This is a genomic window from Pseudomonas sp. Tav-5-1A (assembly GCF_055755055.1).
This window is the reverse complement of sequence record NZ_CM146901.1, coordinates 4904576-4927634: the sequence shown is the minus strand read 5'-3', so window position 1 is coordinate 4927634 and position 23059 is coordinate 4904576. Positions and strand designations below refer to the sequence as shown.

At 67.1% G+C, this 23059-nt stretch carries 17 protein-coding genes; 7 read left to right on the top strand and 10 right to left on the bottom strand.

Annotation, left to right across the window (positions count from 1 at the left end):
* Positions 1–164: 164 nt before the first annotated feature.
* The 8 genes from AC0J42_RS22475 to gcl all read right to left on the bottom strand — a co-directional run bounded on the left by AC0J42_RS22475 (position 165) and on the right by gcl (position 9442).
* Positions 165–1166, bottom strand: coding sequence for a sulfate ABC transporter substrate-binding protein (locus AC0J42_RS22475; protein ID WP_473003914.1), 1002 nt, complete (start codon positions 1164–1166; stop codon positions 165–167).
* A 91-nt stretch (positions 1167–1257) separates the two neighbouring features.
* A complete protein-coding gene (locus AC0J42_RS22470) occupies positions 1258–2082 on the bottom strand; it encodes an ion transporter (protein WP_473003912.1) in 825 nt (274 codons plus the stop codon).
* 39 nt (positions 2083–2121) lie between these two features.
* Positions 2122–2970, bottom strand: coding sequence for an urea transporter (locus AC0J42_RS22465; RefSeq protein ID WP_473003910.1), 849 nt, complete (start codon positions 2968–2970; stop codon positions 2122–2124).
* Positions 2971–3057: 87 nt separating this feature from the next.
* Positions 3058–4473: a pyruvate kinase gene (pyk, locus tag AC0J42_RS22460; RefSeq protein WP_473003908.1), complete on the bottom strand. Its 1416-nt coding sequence runs from the start codon at positions 4471–4473 to the stop codon at positions 3058–3060.
* On the bottom strand, positions 4470–5744 hold the full coding sequence (locus AC0J42_RS22455; RefSeq protein WP_473003906.1) for a glycerate kinase type-2 family protein: 1275 nt from the start codon (positions 5742–5744) through the stop codon (positions 4470–4472). The genes pyk and AC0J42_RS22455 overlap by 4 nt, the downstream gene beginning before the upstream one ends.
* Before the next feature lie 120 nt (positions 5745–5864).
* Positions 5865–6755: a 2-hydroxy-3-oxopropionate reductase gene (locus AC0J42_RS22450; RefSeq protein ID WP_473003904.1), complete on the bottom strand. Its 891-nt coding sequence runs from the start codon at positions 6753–6755 to the stop codon at positions 5865–5867.
* 110 nt (positions 6756–6865) lie between these two features.
* Positions 6866–7648 (bottom strand): hydroxypyruvate isomerase, encoded by a 783-nt coding sequence (gene hyi, locus AC0J42_RS22445; protein ID WP_416425956.1) that lies wholly within the window; start codon positions 7646–7648, stop codon positions 6866–6868.
* A gap of 18 nt (positions 7649–7666) precedes the next feature.
* Positions 7667–9442: a glyoxylate carboligase gene (gene gcl, locus AC0J42_RS22440; RefSeq protein WP_416425954.1), complete on the bottom strand. Its 1776-nt coding sequence runs from the start codon at positions 9440–9442 to the stop codon at positions 7667–7669.
* 213 nt (positions 9443–9655) lie between these two features.
* On the opposite strand from gcl, the gene AC0J42_RS22435 reads away from it, so the two are divergent.
* Complete coding sequence (locus AC0J42_RS22435) at positions 9656–10096, top strand: GlcG/HbpS family heme-binding protein (protein WP_416425953.1); 441 nt, start codon at positions 9656–9658, stop codon at positions 10094–10096.
* Positions 10097–10171: 75 nt separating this feature from the next.
* On the opposite strand, the gene AC0J42_RS22430 is transcribed toward AC0J42_RS22435, so the two are convergent.
* Complete coding sequence (locus AC0J42_RS22430) at positions 10172–10780, bottom strand: TetR/AcrR family transcriptional regulator (protein WP_473003902.1); 609 nt, start codon at positions 10778–10780, stop codon at positions 10172–10174.
* 210 nt (positions 10781–10990) lie between these two features.
* On the opposite strand from AC0J42_RS22430, the gene AC0J42_RS22425 reads away from it, so the two are divergent.
* The 6 genes from AC0J42_RS22425 to AC0J42_RS22400 all read left to right on the top strand — a co-directional run bounded on the left by AC0J42_RS22425 (position 10991) and on the right by AC0J42_RS22400 (position 22084).
* Positions 10991–12112 carry an efflux RND transporter periplasmic adaptor subunit gene (locus tag AC0J42_RS22425; protein ID WP_473003900.1) on the top strand — a complete coding sequence of 374 codons (1122 nt, stop codon included), beginning with the start codon at positions 10991–10993 and terminating at the stop codon, positions 12110–12112.
* A complete protein-coding gene (locus AC0J42_RS22420) occupies positions 12109–15183 on the top strand; it encodes an efflux RND transporter permease subunit (RefSeq protein WP_473003898.1) in 3075 nt (1024 codons plus the stop codon). Before AC0J42_RS22425 ends, AC0J42_RS22420 begins: the two co-directional genes overlap by 4 nt.
* A complete protein-coding gene (locus AC0J42_RS22415; protein WP_473003896.1) occupies positions 15180–18299 on the top strand; it encodes an efflux RND transporter permease subunit in 3120 nt (1039 codons plus the stop codon). Before AC0J42_RS22420 ends, AC0J42_RS22415 begins: the two co-directional genes overlap by 4 nt.
* A complete protein-coding gene (locus tag AC0J42_RS22410) occupies positions 18300–19727 on the top strand; it encodes an efflux transporter outer membrane subunit (protein ID WP_473003894.1) in 1428 nt (475 codons plus the stop codon). It abuts the gene before it with no gap.
* Positions 19728–19782: 55 nt separating this feature from the next.
* On the top strand, positions 19783–20679 hold the full coding sequence (locus AC0J42_RS22405) for a DUF808 domain-containing protein (protein ID WP_473003893.1): 897 nt from the start codon (positions 19783–19785) through the stop codon (positions 20677–20679).
* A gap of 205 nt (positions 20680–20884) precedes the next feature.
* A complete protein-coding gene (locus AC0J42_RS22400) occupies positions 20885–22084 on the top strand; it encodes an aminotransferase-like domain-containing protein (RefSeq protein WP_473003890.1) in 1200 nt (399 codons plus the stop codon).
* A gap of 21 nt (positions 22085–22105) precedes the next feature.
* On the opposite strand, the gene AC0J42_RS22395 is transcribed toward AC0J42_RS22400, so the two are convergent.
* Positions 22106–22897, bottom strand: a complete 792-nt coding sequence (locus AC0J42_RS22395) for an outer membrane protein OmpK (RefSeq protein WP_416425939.1) — start codon at positions 22895–22897, stop codon at positions 22106–22108.
* Between the last annotated feature and the right edge of the window lie 162 nt (positions 22898–23059).

Sequence of the window (23059 nt, the reverse complement as noted above, 5' to 3'; positions counted from 1 at the left end):
GGGACGTTCGTGCTATTGATGGCACCAGCATGGTGCGCCGTAGCCGCTGCCGCCAGGCTGCGCTGGCCCTGTGCCTCACTGGAAATCTCCAGTGTGGATGTGGGCCAGCGCAGCCTTCGGCAGCGGCTACAGGTATAGCGTTGTGGCGAATGTTCAGCAGGGTGTTACTGCTGGGTGTAGATCTGGTCGAACACGCCGCCGTCGGCGAAGTGGGTTTTCTGCACGGTGCGCCAGTCGCCGAAGGTCTTTTCAACCGACAGGAAGTCGACCTTGGGGAAGCGGTCCTGGTACTTGGCCAGCACCGCCGGGTCACGCGGGCGCAGGTAGTTCTGCGCGGCGATGTCCTGGCCTTCCGGCGACCACAGGTACTTGAGGTAGGCCTCGGCCAGGGCGCGGCTGCCTTTCTTGTCCACCACCTTGTCGACCACGGCCACCGGCGGCTCGGCTTCGGCGGAGACGCTGGGGTAGATGACCTCGAACTTCTCGCGGCCGAACTCGCGGGCAATCATTTCCGCTTCGTTCTCGAAGGTCACCAGCACATCGCCAATCTGGTTGGTCATGAAGGTGGTGGTAGCGCCACGGCCACCGGTGTCCAGCACCGGCACCTGCTTGAACAGCTTGCCGACGAAGGCCTTGGCCTTGTCCTCGTCACCGCCGTTCTTCAGCACGTAGCCCCAGGCCGACAGGTAGGTGTAGCGGCCGTTGCCGCTGGTCTTGGGGTTGGGGACGATCACCTGCACGCCGTCCTTGAGCAGGTCGGGCCAGTCTTTCAGGGCCTTGGGGTTGCCCTTGCGGACGATGAACACGGTGGCCGAGGTGAACGGCGCGCTGTGGTTGGGCAGGCGCGTGACCCAGTCGTCGGGCACCAGCTTGCCGTTGTCGGCCAGGGCGTTGATGTCGGTGGCCATGTTCATGGTGATGACGTCGGCGGGCAGGCCGTCGATCACCGAGCGCGCTTGCTTGCTGGAACCGCCGAAGGACATCTGCACGCTGACCGGCTCGTTGTGCTCGGCCTGCCAGTGTTTCTGGAACGCGGCGTTGTAGTCCTTGTAGAAATCACGCATCACGTCGTAGGAAACGTTCAGCAAGGGCGGCTGGGCAGCCTGGACCAGCCCGGCCAGGCCCAGCCCGGCGGCGAGCAGCGAGGCGCTCAAGAGTTTGTGCATGGTGGATGTCCCTGTTGTTGTCGTTGGAATCAATTGGCCAGCCACTATAGCCGGGCGCTGTTGGCGCCCGAAAGACCGAAAAGTTGGGCGCTTATGGAGTTTTTTCAAACAAGGCATTTCCGCAACGGGAGCAGAACGCCGCCTCGCTGTCGTGATCGGCCTTGGCGCACACCGGGCATGGGCGCTCCTGGCGCTCGCCGCGCATGGCGTTGGCCAGCTCGGCGGTGAAGATGCCGGTGGGCACGGCGATGATCGAGTAACCGGTGATCATTACCAGCGCCGAGATCATCTGGCCCAGCGGGGTCTTGGGCACGATGTCGCCGAAGCCCACGGTGGTGAGGGTGACGATGGCCCAGTAGATGCCCATGGGAATGCTGGTGAAGCCGTGCTCGGGGCCTTCGATCACGTACATCAGGGTGCCGAACACCGTCACCAGGGTGGCCACGCTGAGCAGGAACACAATGATCTTCTGGCGGCTGCCGCGCAGGGCCGACATCAGGTAGTTGGCCTGGCTCAGGTAGGGGCGCAGCTTGAGCACGCGGAAGATGCGCAGCATGCGGATCACCCGCACGATCATCAGATACTGGGCGTCGCTGTAGTAGATGGCGAGGATGCCCGGCACGATCGCCAGCAGGTCCACCAGCCCATAGAAGCTGAAGGCGTAGCGCAGCGGCCGCGGCGTGCAGTACAGGCGCAGCAGGTATTCCACGGTGAAGATGCCGGTCAGGCCCCACTCGATGTTGGCGAACAGGGTGGCGTAATCGCGGTGCACGCTCTCGATGCTGTCGACCATCACCAGCACCAGGCTGGCGAGGATGATGAACAGCAAGGTGGTGTCGAAGCGCCGGCCGGCCACCGTGTCGCTGTGGAAGATGATGGTGTAGAGCTTTTGGCGCAGGGTGCGTTGGCTTTCCATAGGGTCCGGGTTCCTGAACATGGACCAAGCCTAGGGCGTTTACCGGCGACTGTGCAAGGTGCCCTCCACCAGGCTGGCGCGGGCACCGGCGCGCACCAGCCAACAGGCGAGAATGAACGGCGCGGTGAGGCCGGGCAGCGGCAGGCTGGCGAACCCCGGTTGCAACAGCAGCGCCAGGCCGATGGCCAGCACTGCGCGCAGCGGCTGGGCGCTGAAGGCCAGCGCCGCCAGCGCCGGGTTGAAACCGTACAGGCCGGGCAGCGCTGGCTCGCCCTGCAGCCAGGCGAAGGCCAGGCCGGCGGCAGAGCCCAGCAGCGCCCAGCGCGCGGCGCGGCGGTCGGCCAGGTGCAGGCCCAGGGCAATCAGCGCGCCGGCCAGGGGGCTGGGCAGCACGAAGATCTGCCCCAGGCCGGTGAGCACGTCACTCAGGTCGAAGGCTTGCCCGCTGCCAGGGGCAGGGCTGATGCCCAGCGCCAGGGCCCAGCCGGCCAGCACGAACGGCGCGGTGTAGGCGGGCAGGCAGCTGGGGCGCGCGCAAACGCGCAGCCAGCGCGCCAGCAGCAGGCTGCTCAGGCCACTGGCGGCGATGATCAACAGGGGCAGGGTCAGGCCCAGCGGCAGCCACTGGCTGAACAGCAGGCCGATCAGCACGCCGTTGTAGCTGTAGAGGCCGGCCTGGCGGTGTTCGCGCAGGTAGCCACGGCGTTGCGCGGTGAGCAGGCCGCTGGCCGCGCCCAGCAGCGCGCCACCCAGCAGCTGCGGGGCGCCCACCAGTATCGCCAGCAGGCAGCACAGGCCGCACAGCGGGTTGCGTTGCAGCAGCACCTGGCTGAAGCCGTTGAGCAGTGCGGTGGCCCAGTCGGGGCAGTGAATTGGATGTCTTGCCATAGGCGCTCCTGTGGGAGCTGGCTTGCCAGCGAGCTTTTCGGTACCACCAAAAACTCGCTGGCAAGCCAGCTCCCACAGCCTCGGTTTCTAGACCAGCGTTTCGATACGCAGCGAATTGGTGCTGCCCGGCTTGCCGAACGGCACGCCGGCGGTGATCACCAGGGTGTCGCCACGGCTGGCCAGCCCTTGCGCCTGGGCGATTTCCAGCGCCGTGGAGCAGACTTCCTCCACCTGCCGCAGGCGGTCATTGACCACCGAACGCACGCCCCAGGCCACGCTCAACTGCCGGGCCGTGGCCAGGTTGGGCGTGAGGTTGAGGATCGGCACCCGCGGCCGTTCGCGGGCGGCGCGCAGGGTCGAGGCACCGGATTCGCTGTAGTTGACCAGCACGGCCACCGGCAGGATGCCGCTGATACGGCGGATGGCGCAGCTGATGGCGTCCGACACGGTGGCCTCGGCCTGGGGCCGGCTGACGTCCAGTTGTGCCTGGTAGTCGGGGCCGCTTTCCACCTGGCGGATGATCTTGCTCATCATCTGCACGGCTTCCAGCGGGTAGTCGCCCGAGGCGGTCTCGGCCGACAGCATCACCGCGTCGGCGCCCTCGGCCACGGCGTTGGCCACGTCGGTGACCTCGGCGCGGGTGGGCGCGGGGGCGAAGCGCATGGATTCGAGCATCTGCGTGGCCACCACCACCGGCCGGCCCAGGGCGCGGCACACGGCAATGATGCGCTTCTGGATCTGCGGCACGGTCTCGGCCGGCACTTCCACGCCCAAATCGCCACGGGCCACCATGATCGCGTCGCTGAGCCGCGCGATCTCTTCCAGGTGCACCAGCGCCGAGGGCTTCTCGACCTTGGCCATCAGCCGCGCGCGGCCGCCGATCAGCTCGCGGGCCTCGAGGATGTCCTCGGGGCGCTGCACGAATGACAGCGCCACCCAGTCCACGCCCAGCTCCAGGCCGAAGCTCAGGTCGCGGCGGTCCTTGGCGGTCAGCGGGCTGAGCTCCAGCACCGCCTGGGGCACGTTGACGCCCTTGCGGTCCGACAGCTCGCCGCCGGCAATCACCTGGGTGTCGATGGCGTCGGCATGCTTGGCGGTCACCTGCAGGCGCAGCTTGCCGTCGTCCAGCAGCAGGTCCATGCCCGGCTCCAGGGCGGCGATGATCTCGGGGTGCGGCAGGTTCACCCGGCGCGCGTCGCCGGGGCTGGTGTCGAGGTCCAGACGGAACGCCTGGCCGCGGTGCAGCAGCACCTTGCCGTCGGCGAAACGGCCGACGCGCAGCTTCGGCCCTTGCAGGTCCATGAGCACGCCCAGCGGCGTGTTCAACTGCGCTTCCACGTCGCGAATCCATTCCAGGCGCTGGGCGTGGTCGCCGTGCTCGCCGTGGCTGAAGTTGAGGCGGAACAGGTTGACCCCGGCCAGCGCCAGTTGGCGGATGTCTTCCTGGCTGCGGGTGGCAGGGCCCAGGGTGGCGAGAATCTTGGTGTTCTTGTAGGCGGTCATGGCGCGGTGGCCTCCAGAATCAGGATGGCGCGGAAGTCGTTGACGTTGGTGCGCGTGGGTTCGGTGACCACCAGGTCGCCCAGCGCCTGGAAGTAGCCATAGCCGTTGTTGTTGTCCAGCTCGGCGCTGGCGCTCAGGCCCAGCTGCGCGGCGCGGCGGTAGCTGCAGGGGGTCATGACCGCCCCGGCGTTGTCCTCGGAGCCGTCGATGCCGTCGGTGTCGCCGGCCAGGGCGTAGATGCCGGGCTGGCCCTTGAGGCTCTCGGTGAGGCTGAGGAGGAATTCGGCGTTGCGCCCGCCGCGGCCGTTGCCGCGCACGGTGACCGTGGTCTCGCCACCGGAGAGAATCACGCACGGCGCCGCCAGCGGCTGGCCGTGAATGGCGATCTGCCGGGCAATGCCTGCGTGCACCTTGGCCACTTCGCGCGACTCGCCTTCCAGGTCGCCGAGGATCAGCGGGCTGAAGCCGGCGGCGCGCGCTTTTACTGCGGCGGCCTGCAACGACTGCTGCGGCGTGGCGATCAGCTGGAAGTGGCTGCGCGCCAGGCACGGGTCGTCGGCCTTGACGGTCTCCGATTCAGGGTTGTGCAGCCAGTCGCGCACGGCCGCTGGCACCTCGATGTGGTAGCGCGCCAGGATCGCCAGCGCCTGGGCCGAGGTGCTGGGGTCGGCCACAGTGGGGCCGGAGGCGATGACCGTGGCCAGGTCGCCGGGTACGTCGGAAATCGCGTAGGTGTGCACGGTGGCCGGCCAGCAGGCCTTGGCCAGGCGGCCGCCCTTGATGGCCGAGAGGTGCTTGCGCACGCAGTTCATCTCGCCAATGGTGGCGCCGGATTTGAGCAGCGCCTTGTTGATGGCCTGCTTGTCGGCCAGGGTGATGCCGGCGGCGGGCAGGGCCAGCAGCGCCGAGCCGCCGCCCGAGAGCAGGAAGATCACCCGGTCGCTTTCAGTGAGGTTGCTGACCAGTTGCAGCACGCGCTGGGCCACGGCCAGGCCGGCGGCGTCGGGCACCGGGTGGGCGGCTTCCACCACCTCGATTTTCCGGCAGCTGGCGCCGTGGCCGTAGCGGGTGACTACCAGCCCGCTGACCTCGCCCTGCCAGCAGCGCTCGACCACTTCGGCCATGGCGGCTGCGGCCTTGCCGGCGCCGATGACGATCACCCGGCCGCTGCGGTCGGCGGGCAGGAAGGGTTCCAGCACCTGGCTTGGGTGGGCTGCGGCGATGGCCGTGGCGAACAGCTCGCGCAGGAAGGATTGCGGATCGACTGACATGGCAGGCTCCCGGAAGAATTCTTGTTTTTGGAGTGAGGTGTGGGAGCTGGCTTGCCAGCGAGCTTTTTGCGCCCCCGAAAAGCTCGCTGGCAAGCCAGCTCCCACAGGTCCTGCGATGTATCAGTTGTCGCGGATGCTGAAGTTGGCCATGTGTTCCAGGCCCTTGATCAGCGCCGAGTGGTCCCAGTTGCTGCCGCCCAGGGCCGCGCAGGTGCTGAACACCTGTTGCGCGTTGGCGGTGTTGGGCAGGTTCACGCCCAGCTCGCGGGCGCCTTGCAGGGCCAGGTTGAGGTCTTTCTGGTGCAGGCTGATGCGGAAGCCGGGGTCGAAGGTGCCCTTGATCATGCGCTCGCCGTGCACTTCGAGGATCTTCGACGAGGCGAAGCCGCCCATCAGCGCTTCACGCACCTTGGCCGGGTCGGCGCCGTTCTTCGCCGCGAACAGCAGTGCTTCGGCCACGGCCTGGATGTTCAGGGCGACGATGATCTGGTTGGCCACCTTGGCGGTCTGGCCGTCGCCGTTGCCGCCGACGCGGGTGATGTTCTTGCCCATGCTCTGGAACAGCGGCAGGGCGCGGTCGAAGGCGTCCTGGTCGCCGCCGACCATGATGCTCAGGGTGGCGGCCTTGGCGCCTACTTCACCACCGGACACCGGTGCGTCCAGGTACTGCGCGCCACGGGCGTTGACCTTGGCGGCGAAGGCCTTGGTGGCGGTGGGCGAGATGGAGCTCATGTCGATGACGATCTTGTTGCGGCTCAGGCCCTCGGCGATGCCCTGCTCGCGGAACAGCACGTCTTCCACCTGCGGGGTGTCGGGCACCATGACGATGATGAATTCCGCTTCCTGGGCCACGTCGCGCGGGTTGGCCAAGGCCACGGCGCCGGCGGCGACAAGGTCGGTGGGGGCGGCGTCGTGGTGGGTGGAGAGGAACAGTTGGTGACCTGCTTGTTGCAGGTTCTGCGCCATGGGCAGGCCCATGATGCCGGTGCCGATGAATCCGATTTTTGCCATGGTATGAAGCCTCTTAATTATTTTTGTGAATGCGGCACTGTGGGAGCTGGCTTGCCAGCGAGCTTCTGGGGCCTCTGAAAAGCTCGCTGGCAAGCCAGCTCCCACAGGTGTCAGACGGCGTTATGCGTTTTGAGCCAATGCAGGCCAGCCTCGGTGGTGGTCAGCGGCTTGTACTCGCAGCCCACCCAGCCCTGGTAGCCGATCTTGTCCAGGTGCTCGAACAGGAAGCGGTAGTTGATCTCGCCGGTGCCCGGTTCGTGGCGGCCGGGGTTGTCGGCCAGTTGCACGTGGTTGATGCGCGGCAGGTGCGCTTGCAGCGTGCGCGCCAGGTCACCTTCCATGATTTGCATGTGGTAGATGTCGTACTGCAGGAACAGGTTGGCGCTGCCCACCTCGGCCTGGATCGCCAGCGCCTGGTCGGTGGTGGTCAGGTAGAAGCCAGGAATGTCGAGGGTGTTGATCATCTCCATCACCAGGCGAATGCCCGCGGCCTGCAGCTTGTCGGCGGCGTACTGCAGGTTGGCGACGAAGGTGGCCTTCACCGTGGCGCAGTCCACGCCCTGGGGGCGGATGCCGGCCAGGCAGTTGATCTGGGTGTTGCCCAGCACCTGGGCGTAGGCGATGGCCAGGTCCACGCCGGCACGGAATTCCTCGACGCGGTCAGGGTGGCAGGCAATGCCACGCTCGCCCTTGGCCCAGTCACCGGCCGGCAGGTTGAATAGCACCTGGGTCAGGCCGTGGGCCTGCAGTTGCGCCTTGATCTCGGCGGAGTTGAAGTCGTACGGGAACAGGTATTCCACGCCACTGAAGCCGGCATCGGCAGCGGCCTTGAAGCGGGCGAGGAAGTCCTGTTCGGTGAACAGCATCGACAGGTTGGCGGCAAAACGCGGCATGAAAGCCTCCTTGAAAAATCAGTCGAGCAGCGAGATGGCGGTAGGGGCGTCGTTGCCGACCAGCGCCAGGTCTTCGAATTCGTTGACGGCGTTGATCTCGGTGCCCATGGAAATGTTGGTCACCCGTTCCAGGATGATTTCCACCACCACCGGCACCTTGAACTCCTCGATCAGCGCCTGGGCCTTGCGCAGCGCCGGCTGGATCTGTGCCGGTTCGAACACGCGCAGGGCCTTGCAGCCCAGGCCTTCGGCGACCGCCACGTGGTCGACGCCGTAGCCGTTGATTTCCGGGGCGTTGATGTTCTCGAACGCCAGCTGCACGCAGTAGTCCATGTCGAAACCGCGCTGGGCCTGGCGGATCAGCCCCAGGTAGGAGTTGTTCACCACCACGTGGATGTACGGCAGGTGGAACTGCGCGCCCACGGCCAGCTCTTCGATCATGAACTGGAAGTCGTAGTCACCCGACAGCGCCACCACCTTGCGGCTCGGGTCGGCCTTGACCACGCCCAGGGCTGCGGGAATGGTCCAGCCCAGCGGGCCTGCCTGGCCGCAGTTGATCCAGTGGCGTGGCTTGTACACGTGGAGGAACTGCGCGCCGGCGATCTGCGACAGGCCGATGGTGCTGACGTAGCAGGTGTCCTTGCCGAACACCTGGTTCATTTCCTCGTACACGCGCTGGGGCTTGACCGGCACGTTGTCGAAGTGAGTCTTGCGCTGCAGGCTGGCCTTGCGCTGCTGGCAGTCGGCGAGCCAGGCGCTGCGGTCTTTCAACTTGCCAGCGGCTTTCCACTCGCGGGCCACTTCCAGGAAGCGGTCCAAGGCTGCGCCTGCGTCGGAGACGATGCCCAGGTCTGGGGTGAACACGCGGCCGATCTGCGTGGGCTCGATGTCCACGTGAATGAAGCGGCGGCCTTCGGTGTACACGTCCACCGAGCCGGTGTGGCGGTTGGCCCAGCGGTTGCCGATGCCCAGCACCACGTCGGACTTGAGCAGGGTGGCGTTGCCGTAGCGGTGCGAGGTCTGCAGGCCGACCATGCCGACCATCTGCGGGTGGTCGTCAGGGATGGTGCCCCAGCCCATCAGGGTGGGGATGACCGGGATGCCGGTCAGCTCGGCGAACTCCACCAGCTTGGCGCTGGCGTCGGCGTTGATCACGCCGCCACCGCTCACCAGCAGCGGGCGTTCGGCCTGGTCGAGCATGGCCAGGGCCTTTTCCACCTGGGTGCGGCTGGCGGTGGGGCGGGTCACGGGCAGCGGCTCGTAGGCGTCGATGTCGAACTCGATCTCGGCCATCTGCACGTCGAACGGCAGGTCGATCAGCACCGGGCCAGGGCGGCCGGAGCGCATTTCATAGAAGGCTTTCTGGAAGGCGTAGGGCACCTGGCCCGGTTCCAGCACGGTGGTGGCCCACTTGGTCACCGGCTTGACGATGCTGGTGATGTCCACGGCCTGGAAGTCTTCCTTGTGCAGGCGGGCGCGGGGCGCCTGGCCGGTGATGCACAGGATGGGAATGGAGTCGGCCGAGGCGCTGTACAGGCCGGTGACCATGTCGGTGCCCGCCGGGCCCGAGGTGCCGATGCACACGCCGATGTTGCCGGCCTTGGTGCGGGTGTAGCCCTCGGCCATGTGCGAGGCGCCTTCGACGTGGCGGGCCAGCACGTGGTCGATGCCGCCGACCTTCTTGAGGGCCGAGTACAGCGGGTTGATGGCGGCACCGGGAATGCCGAAGGCGGTTTCCACACCTTCGCGGCGCATCACCAGAACGGCTGCATCGATTGCTCTCATTTTGCTCATGGTTTTGTGCCTCTTTGTGTTTTGTAATTGTATACAAGTGGCTTGTTGGCCGAGTTTATTCACGGCACCGGCTTCAGGTCAAACCCTTTTCGCTTTTGCCGAGGGATGGCGTTTGCAGGCCATTGGTCGGGAATATTTGCGATATTGTATACAATAAATTTTGTATTTGTGCTCTATTTGTCGTGTCGATTTTTCATTCAAGAGGATCTGCCGATGACTGCCATTACCTTGGCTGCTGCCAATCGTCTCGCCGAACACGCCCTGGCCACGGGGCGCGACATCAAGGCTGCGCCGCTCACCGTGGCGGTGCTGGACAGCGGCGGGCACCTGGTGAGCCTGCAACGCCAGGACGGTGCCAGCCTGCTGCGGCCCCACGTGGCTATTGGCAAGGCGTGGGGCGCCATCGCCCTGGGCAAGGGCTCGCGCCTGCTGGCGACGGACGCGCAGGCACGCCCGGCGTTTTTCGCGGCGTTGAACGGGCTGGGGCAGGGCGGCGTGGTGCCGGCGCCGGGTGGGGTGCTGATTCGTGATCAGCAGGGCGTGGTGATTGGCGCGGTGGGAATCAGCGGGGATGTGTCGGATGTGGACGAGCGCTGTGCGATCAGCGCGATCGAGGCGTTGGGCTGGAGCGCTGATGCGGGTGTGAGCGCATAAATTTGTGGGAGCTGGCTTGCCAGCGAGTTTTCCGGGCGCCAAAAGCTCGCTGGCAAGCCAGCTCCCACAGGGCCTTTATGCGTCGGGCGTGCAGCCCTTCAGCACCATGCGAATGATCGTTTGCGCCGCCGCCTCGTAATCGCTTTCGTCCAACCGCGCCTTGCCGGTGACCACGGCGATCTGCCAGTCGAAATCGGCGTAGGTCTGGGTCGCCGCCCAGATGCTGAACATCAGGTGGTGCGCATCCACGTGGGCGATCTGCCCGCGGTCGATCCAGGTCTGGATGCAGTCAATGTTGTGCTTGGCCTGCAGGTTCAGCTGTTCCACCTGGTCGGGGCTCAGGTGCGGGGCGCCGTGCATGATCTCGCTGGCGAACACCTTGGACGCCGCCGGCAGGTCGCGGGAGATGCGGATCTTGGAACGGATGTAGCCGCTGAGCACCTCGAACGGGTCGCCTTCGGGGTTGAACGGCGTCGAAGCCGCCAGGATCGGCTCGATAATGCTTTCCAGCACCTCGCGGTACAGGTTTTCCTTGGACTTGAAGTAGTAATAGACGTTGGGCTTGGGCAGCCCGGCCTTGGCCGCGATGTCGCTGGTCTTGGTGGCGGCGAAGCCCTTGTCGGCAAATTCTTCGCTGGCCGAGCGCAGGATCAGTTCTTTGTTGCGCTCGCGAATGGTGGTCATAAAGCCGATGATTCCTTGCCTGCTGGGCGGTGCGGCATGGTAGCACCGTGCTCGCGCGGGGCTCAACTTGGGGCGGGCGACGGGCGGCCTGTCGGCTACCTGAATGGAGGGCGGGTTGGGGCAGTGGCGTTGGGGGCCGCTGCTAGAATTTTTCAGGAAGACAGGCTAGTGGCCATTATCACTGGCCCGTGACACCCGAGGTGTTCGCCCGTGCCCAAGCGTCGTCGTGGTCTGGTCATTTTTGCCGGCATCGTGCTGGTGCTGCTGGCCTGCTGGCTGGCCTACCACCTGCTGGCCGGCCGGGCCAAGCCCAAGCCGCCGCCTGCGGCCGAGCCGGTGGCCGTGGTGCCGGTGAAACAGCAGGACGTGCCGGTGTACATCGACGCCCTGGGCACGGTGACCCCCACCCGCACCGTCACCGTGGTCACCCAGGTGGCCGGCGTGCTCACCGAGGTGCCGTTCCAGGAAGGCCAGCACGTGAAAAAAGGCCAGGTGGTGGCGCGCATCGACGACCGTGCGTTGAAAGCGCAGCTGGCCCAGGCCCGCGGCGTGCTGCTGCACGACCAGGCGTTGCTGGCCAACGACCAGCGCGACCTGGTGCGTTTCGGCCAGCTGATCAAGGTGGGCTCGGTCAGCCAGCAGACCCTCGACACCCAGCGCTCGCTGGTGCAGCAACAGCAGGGCACCGTGGCCGCCGACCAGGGCAGCGTGCAGAACCTGGAAGTGCAGGTCAGCTATTGCACCCTTTATTCACCGGTGGACGGCGTGGTCGGCTTGCGCCTGGTGGACCCCGGCAACTACGTGAACCCGCAGACCAGCACCGGCATCGCCGTGATCACCCAACTGCAGCCCGCCACCGTGGTGTTCGCCGTGCCTGAGGACGACCTGGGCGCCATCGACCAGGCCATGGCCAAGGGCCCGGTGACGGTGCTGGCCTATGACCGCAACAAGCACGACCTGCTGGCCACCGGCAACCTGCTGGCGCTGGACAACCAGGTGGACACCAGCACCGGCACGGTGAAGGTCAAGGCACAGTTCAGCGACCCGGCCAGCCACCTGTTTCCCAACCAGTTCGTCAACGCCCGGCTACAGGCCGACCGCCTGGCGCAGATCGCCGTGGTACCGACCCAGGCCATCCAGCACGGCAGCCAGGGCGATTTCGTGTTCGTGGTCAACGGCGACAAGGCGGCGCTGCGGGTGGTCAAGCTGGGCCCGGCCACCGGTGATGTCACCGCCATCCTCGACCAGGGCGTGAAGCCTGGCGAGCAGGTGGTGACCGAGGGCGCCGACAAGCTGGACAACGGTTCGTCGGTCAAGGTCGCCACGCCATGAATGTCTCGCGGCCGTTCATCGAGCGGCCGGTGGCCACCGCGCTGATCATGGTCGCGGTGCTGCTGGTGGGCCTGCTGGGCTACCACCTGCTGTCGGTGTCGGCGCTGCCCGAGGTCGACTACCCCACCATCCAGGCGTTCACCCAGTACCCCGGCGCCAGCCCCGAGGTGATCAGCTCGTCGATCACCGCGCCGCTGGAGCGCCAGTTCGGCGAGATGCCCGGGCTCAAGTCGATGAACTCCACCAGCTCCGACGGCGCCTCGGTGATCACCCTGCAGTTCGACCTGGCGCTGTCCCTGGACGTGGCCGAGCAGGAGGTGCAGGCGGCCATCAACGCCGCCGGCACCTTCCTGCCGGCCAACCTGCCGTACCCGCCGGTGTACAGCAAGGTCAACCCGGCCGACGCGCCGGTGCTGACCCTGTCGCTGACCTCCGACGTGCTGCCGCTGACCAAAATCCAGGACCTGGCCGACACCCGCCTGGCGCAGAAAATCTCGCAGATCACCGGTGTCGGCCTGGTGACCCTCAGCGGTGGCCAGCGCCCCGCCGTGCGGGTGCAGGCCAACACCTCGGCGCTGAACGCGCTGGGGCTGTCGCTGGATGATGTGCGCACGGCCCTGGGCACCGCCAACGTCAACCAGGCCAAGGGCAACATCGACGGCAAATTCCAGGCCTATTCCATCGGCGCCAACGACCAGTTGCAGTCGGCCGAGCAGTACCGCGACCTGATCATCGCCTACAAGAACGGCGCGCCGATTCGCCTGGCGCAGATCGCCGCGTCCATCCAGGGCCCGGAGAACCCGCGCCAGGCCGCCTGGACCAACGCCACGCCATCCATCGTGCTGAACATCCAGCGCCAGCCCGGCGCCAACGTCATCCAGGTGGTGGACCGCGTGCAGCGCCTGCTGCCGGCCTTGCGCGCGAGCCTGCCGGGCACCCTCAAGGTGGCCGTGCTCACCGACCGCACCCAGACCATCCGCGCCTCGGTCACCGACGTGCAGCTGGAGTTGGGGGTGGCGATCCTGCTGGTGGTGATCGTTATCTTTGTCTTCCTGCGCGACCTGGCCGCCACGCTGATCCCGGCGCTCACCGTGCCGCTGACCCTGATCGGCACCCTGGCCGTGGCCTACGCCCTGGGCTTTTCCCTGAACAACCTGACGTTGATGGCGCTGACCATCGCCATCGGCTTCGTGGTCGACGACGCCATCGTCATGATCGAGAACATCACCCGCTACATCGAGGACGGCGAGACGCCCCTGCAGGCCGCGCTCAAGGGCTCGGCGCAGATCGGCTTCACCATCATCTCGCTGTCGGTGGCGCTGATCGCGGTGATGATCCCGCTGCTGTTCATGGGCGACGTGGTGGGGCGGCTGTTCCGCGAGTTCGCCACCACGGTGGCGGTGACGATCGTGATTTCCGCGCTGATCACCCTGACCCTCACGCCCATGCTGTGCGCACGCCTGCTCAAGGCGCGCCAGGGCGAGCGCCGCGAGGACTTCTTCGACCGCATCAACCACTACTACGTGAAAGGCCTGGACTGGGTGCTGCTGCACCAGGCACTGACGCTGGTGTCCATCGTCATCACCGCGCTGCTGACGGTGTGGCTGATCCTGGTGATTCCCAAGGGCTTCTTCCCCGACCAGGACACCGGCCTGATCCAGGGCATTTCCCAGGCCGCGCCCAGCGTGTCCTTCGCGCGCATGCAGGACGAGCAGCAGCGCCTGGCCGCGCGCATCCTCAAGGACCCGGCGGTGGCCAGCCTGTCGTCCTTCGTGGGCATCGACCAGACCAACCCGACGCTGAACCAGGGCAACCTGCTGATCAACCTCAAGCCGCGCGGCGAGCGTGACAGCAGCGCGGTGGTGATCCGCCGCCTGGCCGACGCCAACAGCGACGAGTCGGGCATCCGCCTGTACCTGCACGGGGTGCAGGACCTGACCCTGGACTCCACCGTCTCCACCACCAGCTACCGCCTCGGGCTGCAGGCCATCGACACCCAGGCGCTGGAGCAGTGGACCAACAGGCTGATGGCGGCCATGCGCAAGGACCCGATGTTCGCCGACGTGCAGAGCCAGGCCCTGCAGTTCGGCAACCAGATCCAGCTGACCTTCGACCGTGCCACCGCCTCGCGCCTGGGCGTGACGCCCCAGGCCATCGACGACGTGCTGTACGACGCCTTCGGCCAGCGCCAGGTGTCGACCATCTACACCCAGCTCAACCAGTACCACGTGGTGCTGGCCAGCGACCGCCAGCCCGGCAACCTCGCCGACCTGCTCACCGGCCTGTACGTGGACACCGCCAGCGGCGGCGTGGCGCCGCTGTCGAGCATGGCCAGCCAGCAGGTGATACGCGCGCCCATCACCCTCAACCGCCAGGGCCAGTTCCCCTACGCCGACGTCTCGTTCAACCTGGCCCCGGGGCAGACCCTGGGCGCGGCGGTCACGCGGCTGGGGCAGATCGAGCATGACCTGGGCCTGCCGATCACCGTGCAGGCGCAGCTCGAAGGCGCCGCGGCCACCTTCCAGTCGTCCCTGGGCAACCAGCTGTTCCTGGTGCTGGCGGCCATCGTGGTGGTGTACCTGATGCTGGGCATCCTCTACGAGAGCTTCGTGCACCCGGTGACCATCCTCTCCACGCTGCTGTCGGCGGCCCTGGGCGCCTTGCTGGCGCTGTGGCTGACCGGCACGCAGTTCGACATCATCGGCTTGATCGGCATCGTGCTGCTGATCGGCATCGTCATGAAGAACGGCATCATGATGGTCGACTTCGCCCTGGAGCTGCAGCGCAACGAGGGCCTGGACCCCACCGCGGCGATCCGCCAGGCGGCGCAACTGCGCTTTCGGCCCATCCTGATGACCAGCATGGCCTCGCTGTTCGGTGCCGTGCCGCTGGCCCTGGGCACCGGCATCGGCTCGGAGCTGCGCCATCCGCTGGGCATCGCCATCATCGGCGGGCTGCTGCTGAGCCAGCTGCTGACGCTGTTCTCGACGCCGGTGATCTTCCTTGCCATGAACGGCCTGGAGCAGCGCCTGGGCGGTGGCCAGGCGAGCGCTGAAGCGCCCGCGTCATGAACCTCTCGGCGCCGTTCATCCAACGCCCCATCGCCACCACGCTACTGGCGCTGGGGCTGGCGCTGTTCGGCATCCTGGCGTTCAACCTGCTGCCGGTGGCGCCGCTGCCCGAGGTGGATTTCCCCACCATCAGCGTGCGCGCCAGCCTGCCCGGCGCCGACCCCAGCACCGTCGCCACCTCGGTGGCGACGCCGCTGGAGCGCCAGTTCGGGCAGATATCGGGCATCACCCAGATGACCTCGTCGAGCACCCTGGGCGCCACCCGCATCAACCTGCAGTTCGACCTCAACCGCGACATCGACGGCGCCGCCCGCGACGTGCAGGCGGCCATCAACGCCGCACGTACCAACCTGCCCAGCGACCTGTCGGGCAACCCCACCTACCGCAAGGTCAACCCGGCCGATTCGCCGATCCTGATCATCAGCATGACCTCGGCCACCGCCACCCCGGGGCAGATGTACGACGTGGCCTCCACGGTGCTGCAACAGCGCCTGCTGCAGACCTCGGGGGTGGGCGACGTGATCGTCGGCGGCGGCGCGCTGCCGGCGGTGCGCATCGAGCTCAACCCCGACCGCCTCAACCACTATGGGGTGAGCCTTGAGCAGGTGCGCGGGGTGATCGCCGACGCCAACACCAACCTGCCCAAGGGCACCATCAGCAGCAGCGGCGGCAACTACACCCTGGCCGCCAACGACATGCTCTACCAGGCCGGCGACTACGCGCCGCTGATCGTCAAGCAGAGCAACGGCGACGTGGTGCACATCGCCGACCTGGGCTACGTCCGCGAGGACGTCGAGGACCTGCGCAACTTCGGCCTGTCCAACGGCAAGCCGGCGGTGCTGCTGGTGGTGTTCAAGCAGCCGGGCGCCAACGTGCTCAATACGGTGGACGCGGTGAAGGCCGCGCTGCCGTTCCTGCAGGCCTCGCTGACCAACGGCATCAAACTCAACCTGTTCATGGACCGCACCACCACCATCCGCTCGTCGCTGCACGACGTGGAGGTCAGCCTGCTGATTTCGGTGCTGTTGGTGACCCTGGTGACCTTCTGTTTCTTCCGCGACTGGCGCAGCACCCTGGTGCCGGCCATCGCCGTGCCGCTGTCGCTGCTGGGCACCTTCGGCGCCATGTATTTCCTGGGCTACAGCCTCAACAACCTGTCGCTGATGGCGCTGACCATTTCCACCGGCTTCGTGGTCGACGACGCCATCGTCGTGGTGGAGAACATCATGCGCCACCTGGAGCAGGGCGCCGACCGCGTGCAGGCGGCGCTGGAGGGCGCGCGCGAGGTGGGCTTCACGGTGCTGACCATCAGCGTGTCGCTGGTGGCGGTGTTCATCCCGCTGCTGCTGATGGGCGGCATTGTCGGGCGGCTGTTCCGCGAGTTCTCCGTGACCCTGTCGGTGGCCATCGTGATTTCCATGCTGGTCTCGCTCACCGTTACCCCCAGCCTGTGCAGCGTGCTGCTGCGCCCGCAGCACGCGGGCGGCGAGCAGGCGGGCGAGCACCCGGACTCGCGTTTCCATCGCTTCTACGACCGCACCCTGGGCTGGGTCATCGACCATTCGCTGCTGGCCGGGCTGGTGACGCTGATGGTGGTGGCGCTGGCGGCGGTGCTCTACGTGCTGATCCCCAAGGGCTTCTTCCCCCAGGAAGACACCGGGCGCCTGCAGGGCTCGATACTGGCGGCGCAGAGCGTGTCCTACGCGGCCATGCAGCAGAGCTTCGAGCGCATCAACCGCACGGTGATGAGCAACCCCAACGTGGAAAACGTCGGTGGCTTCGTGGGCGGCAGTGGCGGCGGCAGCGGCGCCATCAACAGCGCGCAGCTGTTCATCACCCTCAAGCCGCTGGGCCAGCGCAGCGTGGGCGCCGACGCGGTGATCGGGCAGATCCGCCACGCCCTGGGCGACATGCCCGGCACGCGCCTGTACCTGCAATCGGCCCAGGACATCACCGTGGGCGGCCGCCAGAGCGGCGCGCAGTACCAGTACACGCTGACCGCCGATGACCAGGCCGACCTGGACCTGTGGGTGCCCAAGGTGCTGGACGTGCTGCGGCCGCTGGCGCAGCTCACCGACCTCAACACCGACCAGCAGGACAACAGCCTGCTGGCCAACCTGCACGTCAACCGCGACAGCGCCGCGCGCCTGGGCGTGAGCCTGTCGGCGGTGGACCAGACGCTGTACGACGCGTTCGGCCAGCGCCAGGTGTCGACCATCTACCGCGCGGCCAACCAGTACCACGTGGTCATGGAGATCGCGCCGCCGTACTGGCGCGACCCCATGGCTCTGAAGGGCATCTACGTGCCGGTGGGCGCGGTGGCCTCCACCGCCCGCGGCGGCGCGGCGCCGAGCATCGCCAGTTCGGCGCTGGTGCCGCTGGCAGCCATGGCCGACTACAGCATCGACCGCACCGCCATCTCCATCAGCCACCAGGGCACGTTCCCGGCGGTGACCGTGTCGTTCAACCTGGCGCCGGGCACTTCCATCGGCCAGGCCACGGTGCTGGTGGACAACGCCGTGGCCCAGCTGCGCATGCCCGCCAGCGTCACCGGCCAGTTCGCCGGCACCGCCCAGGTATTCCAGGCCTCGGTGGCCAGCGAGCCGCTGCTGATCGCCGCCGCGCTACTGTCGGTGTACATCGTGCTGGGCGTACTCTATGAAAACCTGGTGCACCCGCTGACCATCCTCTCCACGCTGCCGTCGGCCGGGGTGGGCGCGCTGATCGCGCTGCTGGTGACCGGCACCGAGCTGTCGATCATCGCCCTGGTGGGGGTGATCCTGCTGATCGGCATCGTCAAGAAGAACGCCATCATGATGATCGACTTCGCCCTCAGCGAGCGCCGCGCCCAGGGGCTGGACGCCCGCGAGGCCATCCGCCGGGCGTGCCTGATCCGCTTCCGGCCGATCATGATGACCACCCTGGCGGCCATTCTCGGCGCCTTGCCGCTGGTGCTGGGCCATGGCTACGGCTCCGAGCTGCGGCGGCCGCTGGGCATCTCGATCATCGGCGGGCTGCTGTTCAGCCAGGTGCTGACGCTGTACACCACGCCCGTCATCTACCTGTGGCTCGACCGGGCCTCGGCGCGCGTGCGCCGGCACGGCAAGGAGACTTGAATGCGCATGCTCATTGTCACGGCGTTGGTGGCGCTCCTGGCCGGCTGCATGGTCGGGCCCGACTACCAGCGCCCGCAGCAGCCGTTGCCCCAGGGCTTCAAGGAAGGCGCGGCGTTCGAGCGGGCGGCGGCCAACCCCCAGGGGGCGCTGCACAGCCAGTGGTGGCTGGACTACCGCGACCCGCTGCTCAATAAGCTGATAGACCAGGCGGCGGCTGCCAACCAGTCGATCATCGCCGCCGAGGCCGCCTACCGCCTGGCCGACGCCCAGGTGGCGGCCAGCCGCGCCAGCCTGTGGCCGACGGTGGGCGTGGGCTTGTCCGGGACGCGGGGCGTGGGCGGCAGCGGTTCCACCGGCAGTACCACCACGGGCACGACCACCGCCAGCACCGGCGTGGTGCAGTCGGTCAGCGCCACCCTGACCGCCAGCTGGACCCCGGACCTGTGGGGCGAGGTGCGCCGCGGCATCGAGTCGAGCAACGCCCTGGCGCAATCCTCCGACGCGCTGCTGGCCGGGGTGCGGCTGTCCATCGCCGCCAGCGTGGCCACCGACTATTTTGCCGTGCGCCAGCTGGACATCGACGTCCGCCTGCTGCAGCAGCAACAGCGCATCGACCAGCAGTTGCAGGACATGACCCAGGCCGAGTTCGTCCAAGGCACCGCCACCAACGACCAGCTGCTGGTGGCCCAGGACCAGCTGACCACGGTGGTGGCCGCGTTGCAGACGTCCCAGCGCTCGCGGGAGCAGTATGAACACGCGCTGGCGGTGTTGGTGGGGCAGGCGCCGGCGCAGTTCAGCCTGGCGCCGCTGAGCGACTATTCATTCGGTGTGCTGCGACCGCCACTGACGCTGCCGTCGACCCTGCTGCAACGGCGCCCCGACGTGGTTTCGGCCGAGCGCACGGCGGCCGCCGCCAACGCGCGCATTGGCGTGGCCGAGGCGGCCTTCTACCCCAACCTTACGCTAAGCGCCGAAGGCGGCTACCGCGGCAGCGCCCTGGGCGGGCTGTTCTCTCTGCCCAACCGGGTGTGGCTGCTGGGCCCGGCGCTGGCCGAGACGGTCTTCGACGGCGGCGCCCGCCGTGCGGCGGTCAACGAGGCCCAGGCCAGCTACGACCAGGACGCCGCCAACTACCGCGGCGCGGTGCTGACGGCGCTGCAGAACGTGGAAGACAACCTCTCGGCGCTCAACCACCTGCAACAGCAGGCCGACGCCTACCAGCAGATCTTCCAGCGCAACCAGCAGCTGTTCGGCAGCCAGCAGGCCCAGCAGCAGGCCGGCACCGTCAGCCGGCAGAACGTGCTGACCCAGCAGTTGGTGCTGCTGCAGGCCGAGCAGACCCTGCGCGACACCCAGGGCCAGCTGGGGCAGGGCAGCGTGGCGTTGATCCAGAGCCTGGGCGGCGGCTGGCAGGGCGGTGGGCAGTAGGCGGGCGACAAGGTATGCTCGCGGCCAACGAACATGAAACATGGGAATGATTCTTATGGCAGGAAGCAGTCTGCTGGTGTTGCTGGACGATATCGCCGCGGTGCTCGACGACGTGTCGGTGATGACCAAGGTCGCCGCCAAGAAGACCACCGGCGTGCTCGGCGATGACCTGGCACTGAACGCCCAACAGGTCACCGGCGTGCGCGCCGAGCGCGAGCTGCCGGTGGTGTGGGCGGTGGCCAAGGGCTCGCTGCGCAACAAGGTCATCCTGGTGCCGGCGGCTTTGGCCATCAGCGCCTTCGCGCCGTGGGCGGTGACCCCGCTGTTGATGGTGGGCGGCGCGTACCTGTGCTTCGAGGGCTTCGAGAAAGTCGCCCATCCGCTGCTGCATGGCAAGGGTGAGGACCAAGCCGAACACGCGGCGCTGAGCGCGGCAGCGGCCGACCCGGCCGTTGACCTGGTGGCTTACGAGCAAGAGAAGATCCAGGGCGCGGTGCGCACCGACTTCATCCTTTCGGCGGAAATCATCGCCATCACCCTGGGCATCGTCGCCGACGCGCCGCTGAGCCAGCAGGTGATCGTGATGAGCGGCATCGCCTTCGTCATGACGGTGGGGGTGTACGGGCTGGTGGGGGCCATCGTCAAGCTGGACGACCTGGGGCTGTGGATGACCCAGCGCCAGGGCGGTGTGACCCGCGCGGTGGGCGGCGGCATTTTGCGTGCGGCGCCGTACATGATGAAGACGCTGTCGGTAGTGGGCACGGCGGCGATGTTCCTGGTGGGCGGGGGGATTCTGGTGCATGGCATTGCGCCGTTGCACCACTGGGTGGAAGGCGTGGGTGGCAGCGTGACCATGGCCTTGCTCAATGGTGGGCTGGGTGTGGTGGCGGGTGCGCTGGTGTTGGGTGTGGTCAGCGTCGCCGGCAAAATCTGGAAAGCGGTACGCGGTTAACCTGTAGCCGCTGCCGCCAGGCTGCGCAGGCCCTGGCGTACGCTGGAGATTTCCAATGTGAATGAGGGCCAGCGCCGCCTGCGGCAGCGGCTACAGGGGCTGCGTTTCATGACCATGGGGAATGACATCCCGCCGATTCCTCGTTTGCGGCCCTGAGCGGCAGGGTTCGATACTGGGCCATCCGCCCTGACCGAGCCCTTGCCCCGTGACCGACCTTACCTACCGCTTTGCCCCCGCCTTCCAGGTGCCCACCGGTTCGGCGATTCGCGAGCTGTTCAAGTACCTGTCGCTGCCCGGCATGATCTCGTTCGCCGGCGGCTACCCGGCCACCTCGTTTTTCGACCAACCCAACCTGGCCGCGGCCGCCGAGCGCGCCCTGCGCGACAGCCCCGTGGACTGCCTGCAATACGCCGCCACCGACGGCCTGCCGCTGCTGCGCGAGCAACTGGCGGCGCTGATGGGGAGGCGCGGGGCGCCCGTGGCAGTGGATGAGCTGATGGTGACCACAGGCTCGCAACAAGGCCTGGACCTGCTGATCAAGGTGCTGCTCAGCCCCGGCGAGCGGGTGCTGGTGGAGCGCCCCACCTATCCTGCGGCGCTGCAGGCGTTCCGCCTGGCGGGCCTTGAGGTGCACAGCGCCGTCACCGACGCCCAGGGCCTGGACACCGCGCGCCTCGCCGAGCAGTTAGCGACCCAGCCCAAGGGCAGCATCCGCCTGTTGTACTGCGTGCCGACCTTCGCCAACCCCACCGGCGCCTGCCTGCCGCTTGAACGGCGCCTGGCGTTGCTGCAGCTGGCCGCCGAGCACGATTTCCTGATCATCGAGGACGACCCCTACGGCGCCCTGCGCTTTGCCGGCGAAGCCGTGCCGTCGCTGCTGGCGCTGGCGGCCCAGGTGGACGGCGCCGCCGGCCGGGTGGTGCATTTGTCCAGCCTGTCCAAGGTGGTGGCGCCGGGCCTGCGCATCGGCTGGCTGATCGCGCCCGCGCCCATCCGCCAGCGCTGCGTGATCGCCAAGCAGACCGTGGACCTGTGCACCGCGCCGTGGGCGCAGCAGATCGCCGCGCTGTACCTGGCCGATGGCGCGCTGGAACGGGCACTGCCGGGGCTGGCCCAGGGCTACGGGGACAAATGCGCGCGCATGCTCGCAGGGCTCGAAGGCCTGCAGGACGTATTGGAGGTGTCGCCGCCACAGGGCGGGATGTTCATCTGGGGGCGCTGCCGCAGTGGGGTGGATGCCACGCAGTTGTTGCAGCGGGCTATCGAGCAGCGGGTGATGTTCGTGCCGGGCAGTGCGTTCTTTGCCGAGGGCGCTGATGCCAGCAGCCTGCGCTTGTCGTTCGCCGCGCCGTCGCTTGAGCAGATAGACGAAGGGCTGGTGCGCCTGGGGCGGTCGTTCGGCTGACCGCCCCGGCACCGGTGTCGCTTAGAAGAACACTTTCAGCAGCAGGCTGGCGGTGTTCTGGTTGGTGTCGAAGGCGTGGCTGCTTTCGATGCCGTACTTGTCTTTCCAGTAGTCATACTCGAAACCGACGTACACCTGCTTGGGCTGCCAGTGCAGGGCCTTGCCCAGGTCGTACTTGACCTGCGGGTTGAAGTGCAGGTTGGCGTGGTAGTCGCCTTCCTTGTTGTGGTCGCCGCTGACCACCCAGTCCATGTAGCCGTCGATGAGGATGTCGGAGCTGCCCACTGGAATGGTGTAGGACCAGACCGGGGTGATCTGCCAGATGTTGTTGCCGGCGCGGCCGCCATCCGGGATACGGTTGTAGAAGTTCAGCTGGAAGTAGTCGAAGCCAGGGATGTTCAGGTCAAAGCCCGGGCCGATCAGGTACGACTCCACGTCACCCTCGCCGAACTCGTAGGTGAACGCCAGCAGCACGTCGGAGACCGGGCCGAAGGCGAACTTCTGGTCGAAGATCTTGCCCAGGGACAGGCGCGGGCTGAACTCGCCGTAGGTGCCGAAGTTGCCGTTGCCCGAGTCTTTCTTGCCGTTGTACCAGGTGTTGTCCACGAACAGGAAGTTGTCGCCGTACTTCCAGGCGTCGGCGTGTTCGAACGTGACGGTTTGCTGGATGCCCGGATTCACTTTGAAATCCTGGCCATACAGGTAGGTCAGGCTGTTGCTCTGCCATTGCAGCCAGCCGCCGTCGTCGGCCATGGCCTGGCCACCGGCCAGCATGCCACCGGCCACCATCAGGCTCGAAAGAGTACGTTTCATTGGTTAGCTCCCAGGTTTGATTTCAGTCTGTTTTTCTAAGGTGGCGCTCTGTGGCGGCGCCTTTTTGGTTGCGTTAAAAGTCGTCCAACCGGTCAACTTCCTCTGCGGCGCAACTGAGTTAGCAAGAGCCTTGCCAAGGCCGACGCACAGCCAAAGAAATCC

Bases quoted from the DNA above. Each gene is read 5' to 3' on its own strand.
- pyk (WP_473003908.1), bottom strand. From the start codon at position 4,473: ATGACCGCCTACAAGAACACCAAGATTCTCGCCACCCTGGGCCCTGCC.
- AC0J42_RS22465 (WP_473003910.1), bottom strand. From the start codon at position 2,970: ATGGCAAGACATCCAATTCACTGCCCCGACTGGGCCACCGCACTGCTC.
- gcl (WP_416425954.1), bottom strand. From the start codon at position 9,442: ATGAGCAAAATGAGAGCAATCGATGCAGCCGTTCTGGTGATGCGCCGC.
- AC0J42_RS22455 (WP_473003906.1), bottom strand. From the start codon at position 5,744: ATGTCAGTCGATCCGCAATCCTTCCTGCGCGAGCTGTTCGCCACGGCC.
- AC0J42_RS22475 (WP_473003914.1), bottom strand. From the start codon at position 1,166: ATGCACAAACTCTTGAGCGCCTCGCTGCTCGCCGCCGGGCTGGGCCTG.
- AC0J42_RS22415 (WP_473003896.1), top strand. From the start codon at position 15,180: ATGAACCTCTCGGCGCCGTTCATCCAACGCCCCATCGCCACCACGCTA.
- AC0J42_RS22420 (WP_473003898.1), top strand. From the start codon at position 12,109: ATGAATGTCTCGCGGCCGTTCATCGAGCGGCCGGTGGCCACCGCGCTG.
- AC0J42_RS22435 (WP_416425953.1), top strand. From the start codon at position 9,656: ATGACTGCCATTACCTTGGCTGCTGCCAATCGTCTCGCCGAACACGCC.
- AC0J42_RS22450 (WP_473003904.1), bottom strand. From the start codon at position 6,755: ATGGCAAAAATCGGATTCATCGGCACCGGCATCATGGGCCTGCCCATG.
- hyi (WP_416425956.1), bottom strand. From the start codon at position 7,648: ATGCCGCGTTTTGCCGCCAACCTGTCGATGCTGTTCACCGAACAGGAC.
- AC0J42_RS22405 (WP_473003893.1), top strand. From the start codon at position 19,783: ATGGCAGGAAGCAGTCTGCTGGTGTTGCTGGACGATATCGCCGCGGTG.
- AC0J42_RS22410 (WP_473003894.1), top strand. From the start codon at position 18,300: ATGCGCATGCTCATTGTCACGGCGTTGGTGGCGCTCCTGGCCGGCTGC.
- AC0J42_RS22470 (WP_473003912.1), bottom strand. From the start codon at position 2,082: ATGGAAAGCCAACGCACCCTGCGCCAAAAGCTCTACACCATCATCTTC.
- AC0J42_RS22430 (WP_473003902.1), bottom strand. From the start codon at position 10,780: ATGACCACCATTCGCGAGCGCAACAAAGAACTGATCCTGCGCTCGGCC.
- AC0J42_RS22395 (WP_416425939.1), bottom strand. From the start codon at position 22,897: ATGAAACGTACTCTTTCGAGCCTGATGGTGGCCGGTGGCATGCTGGCC.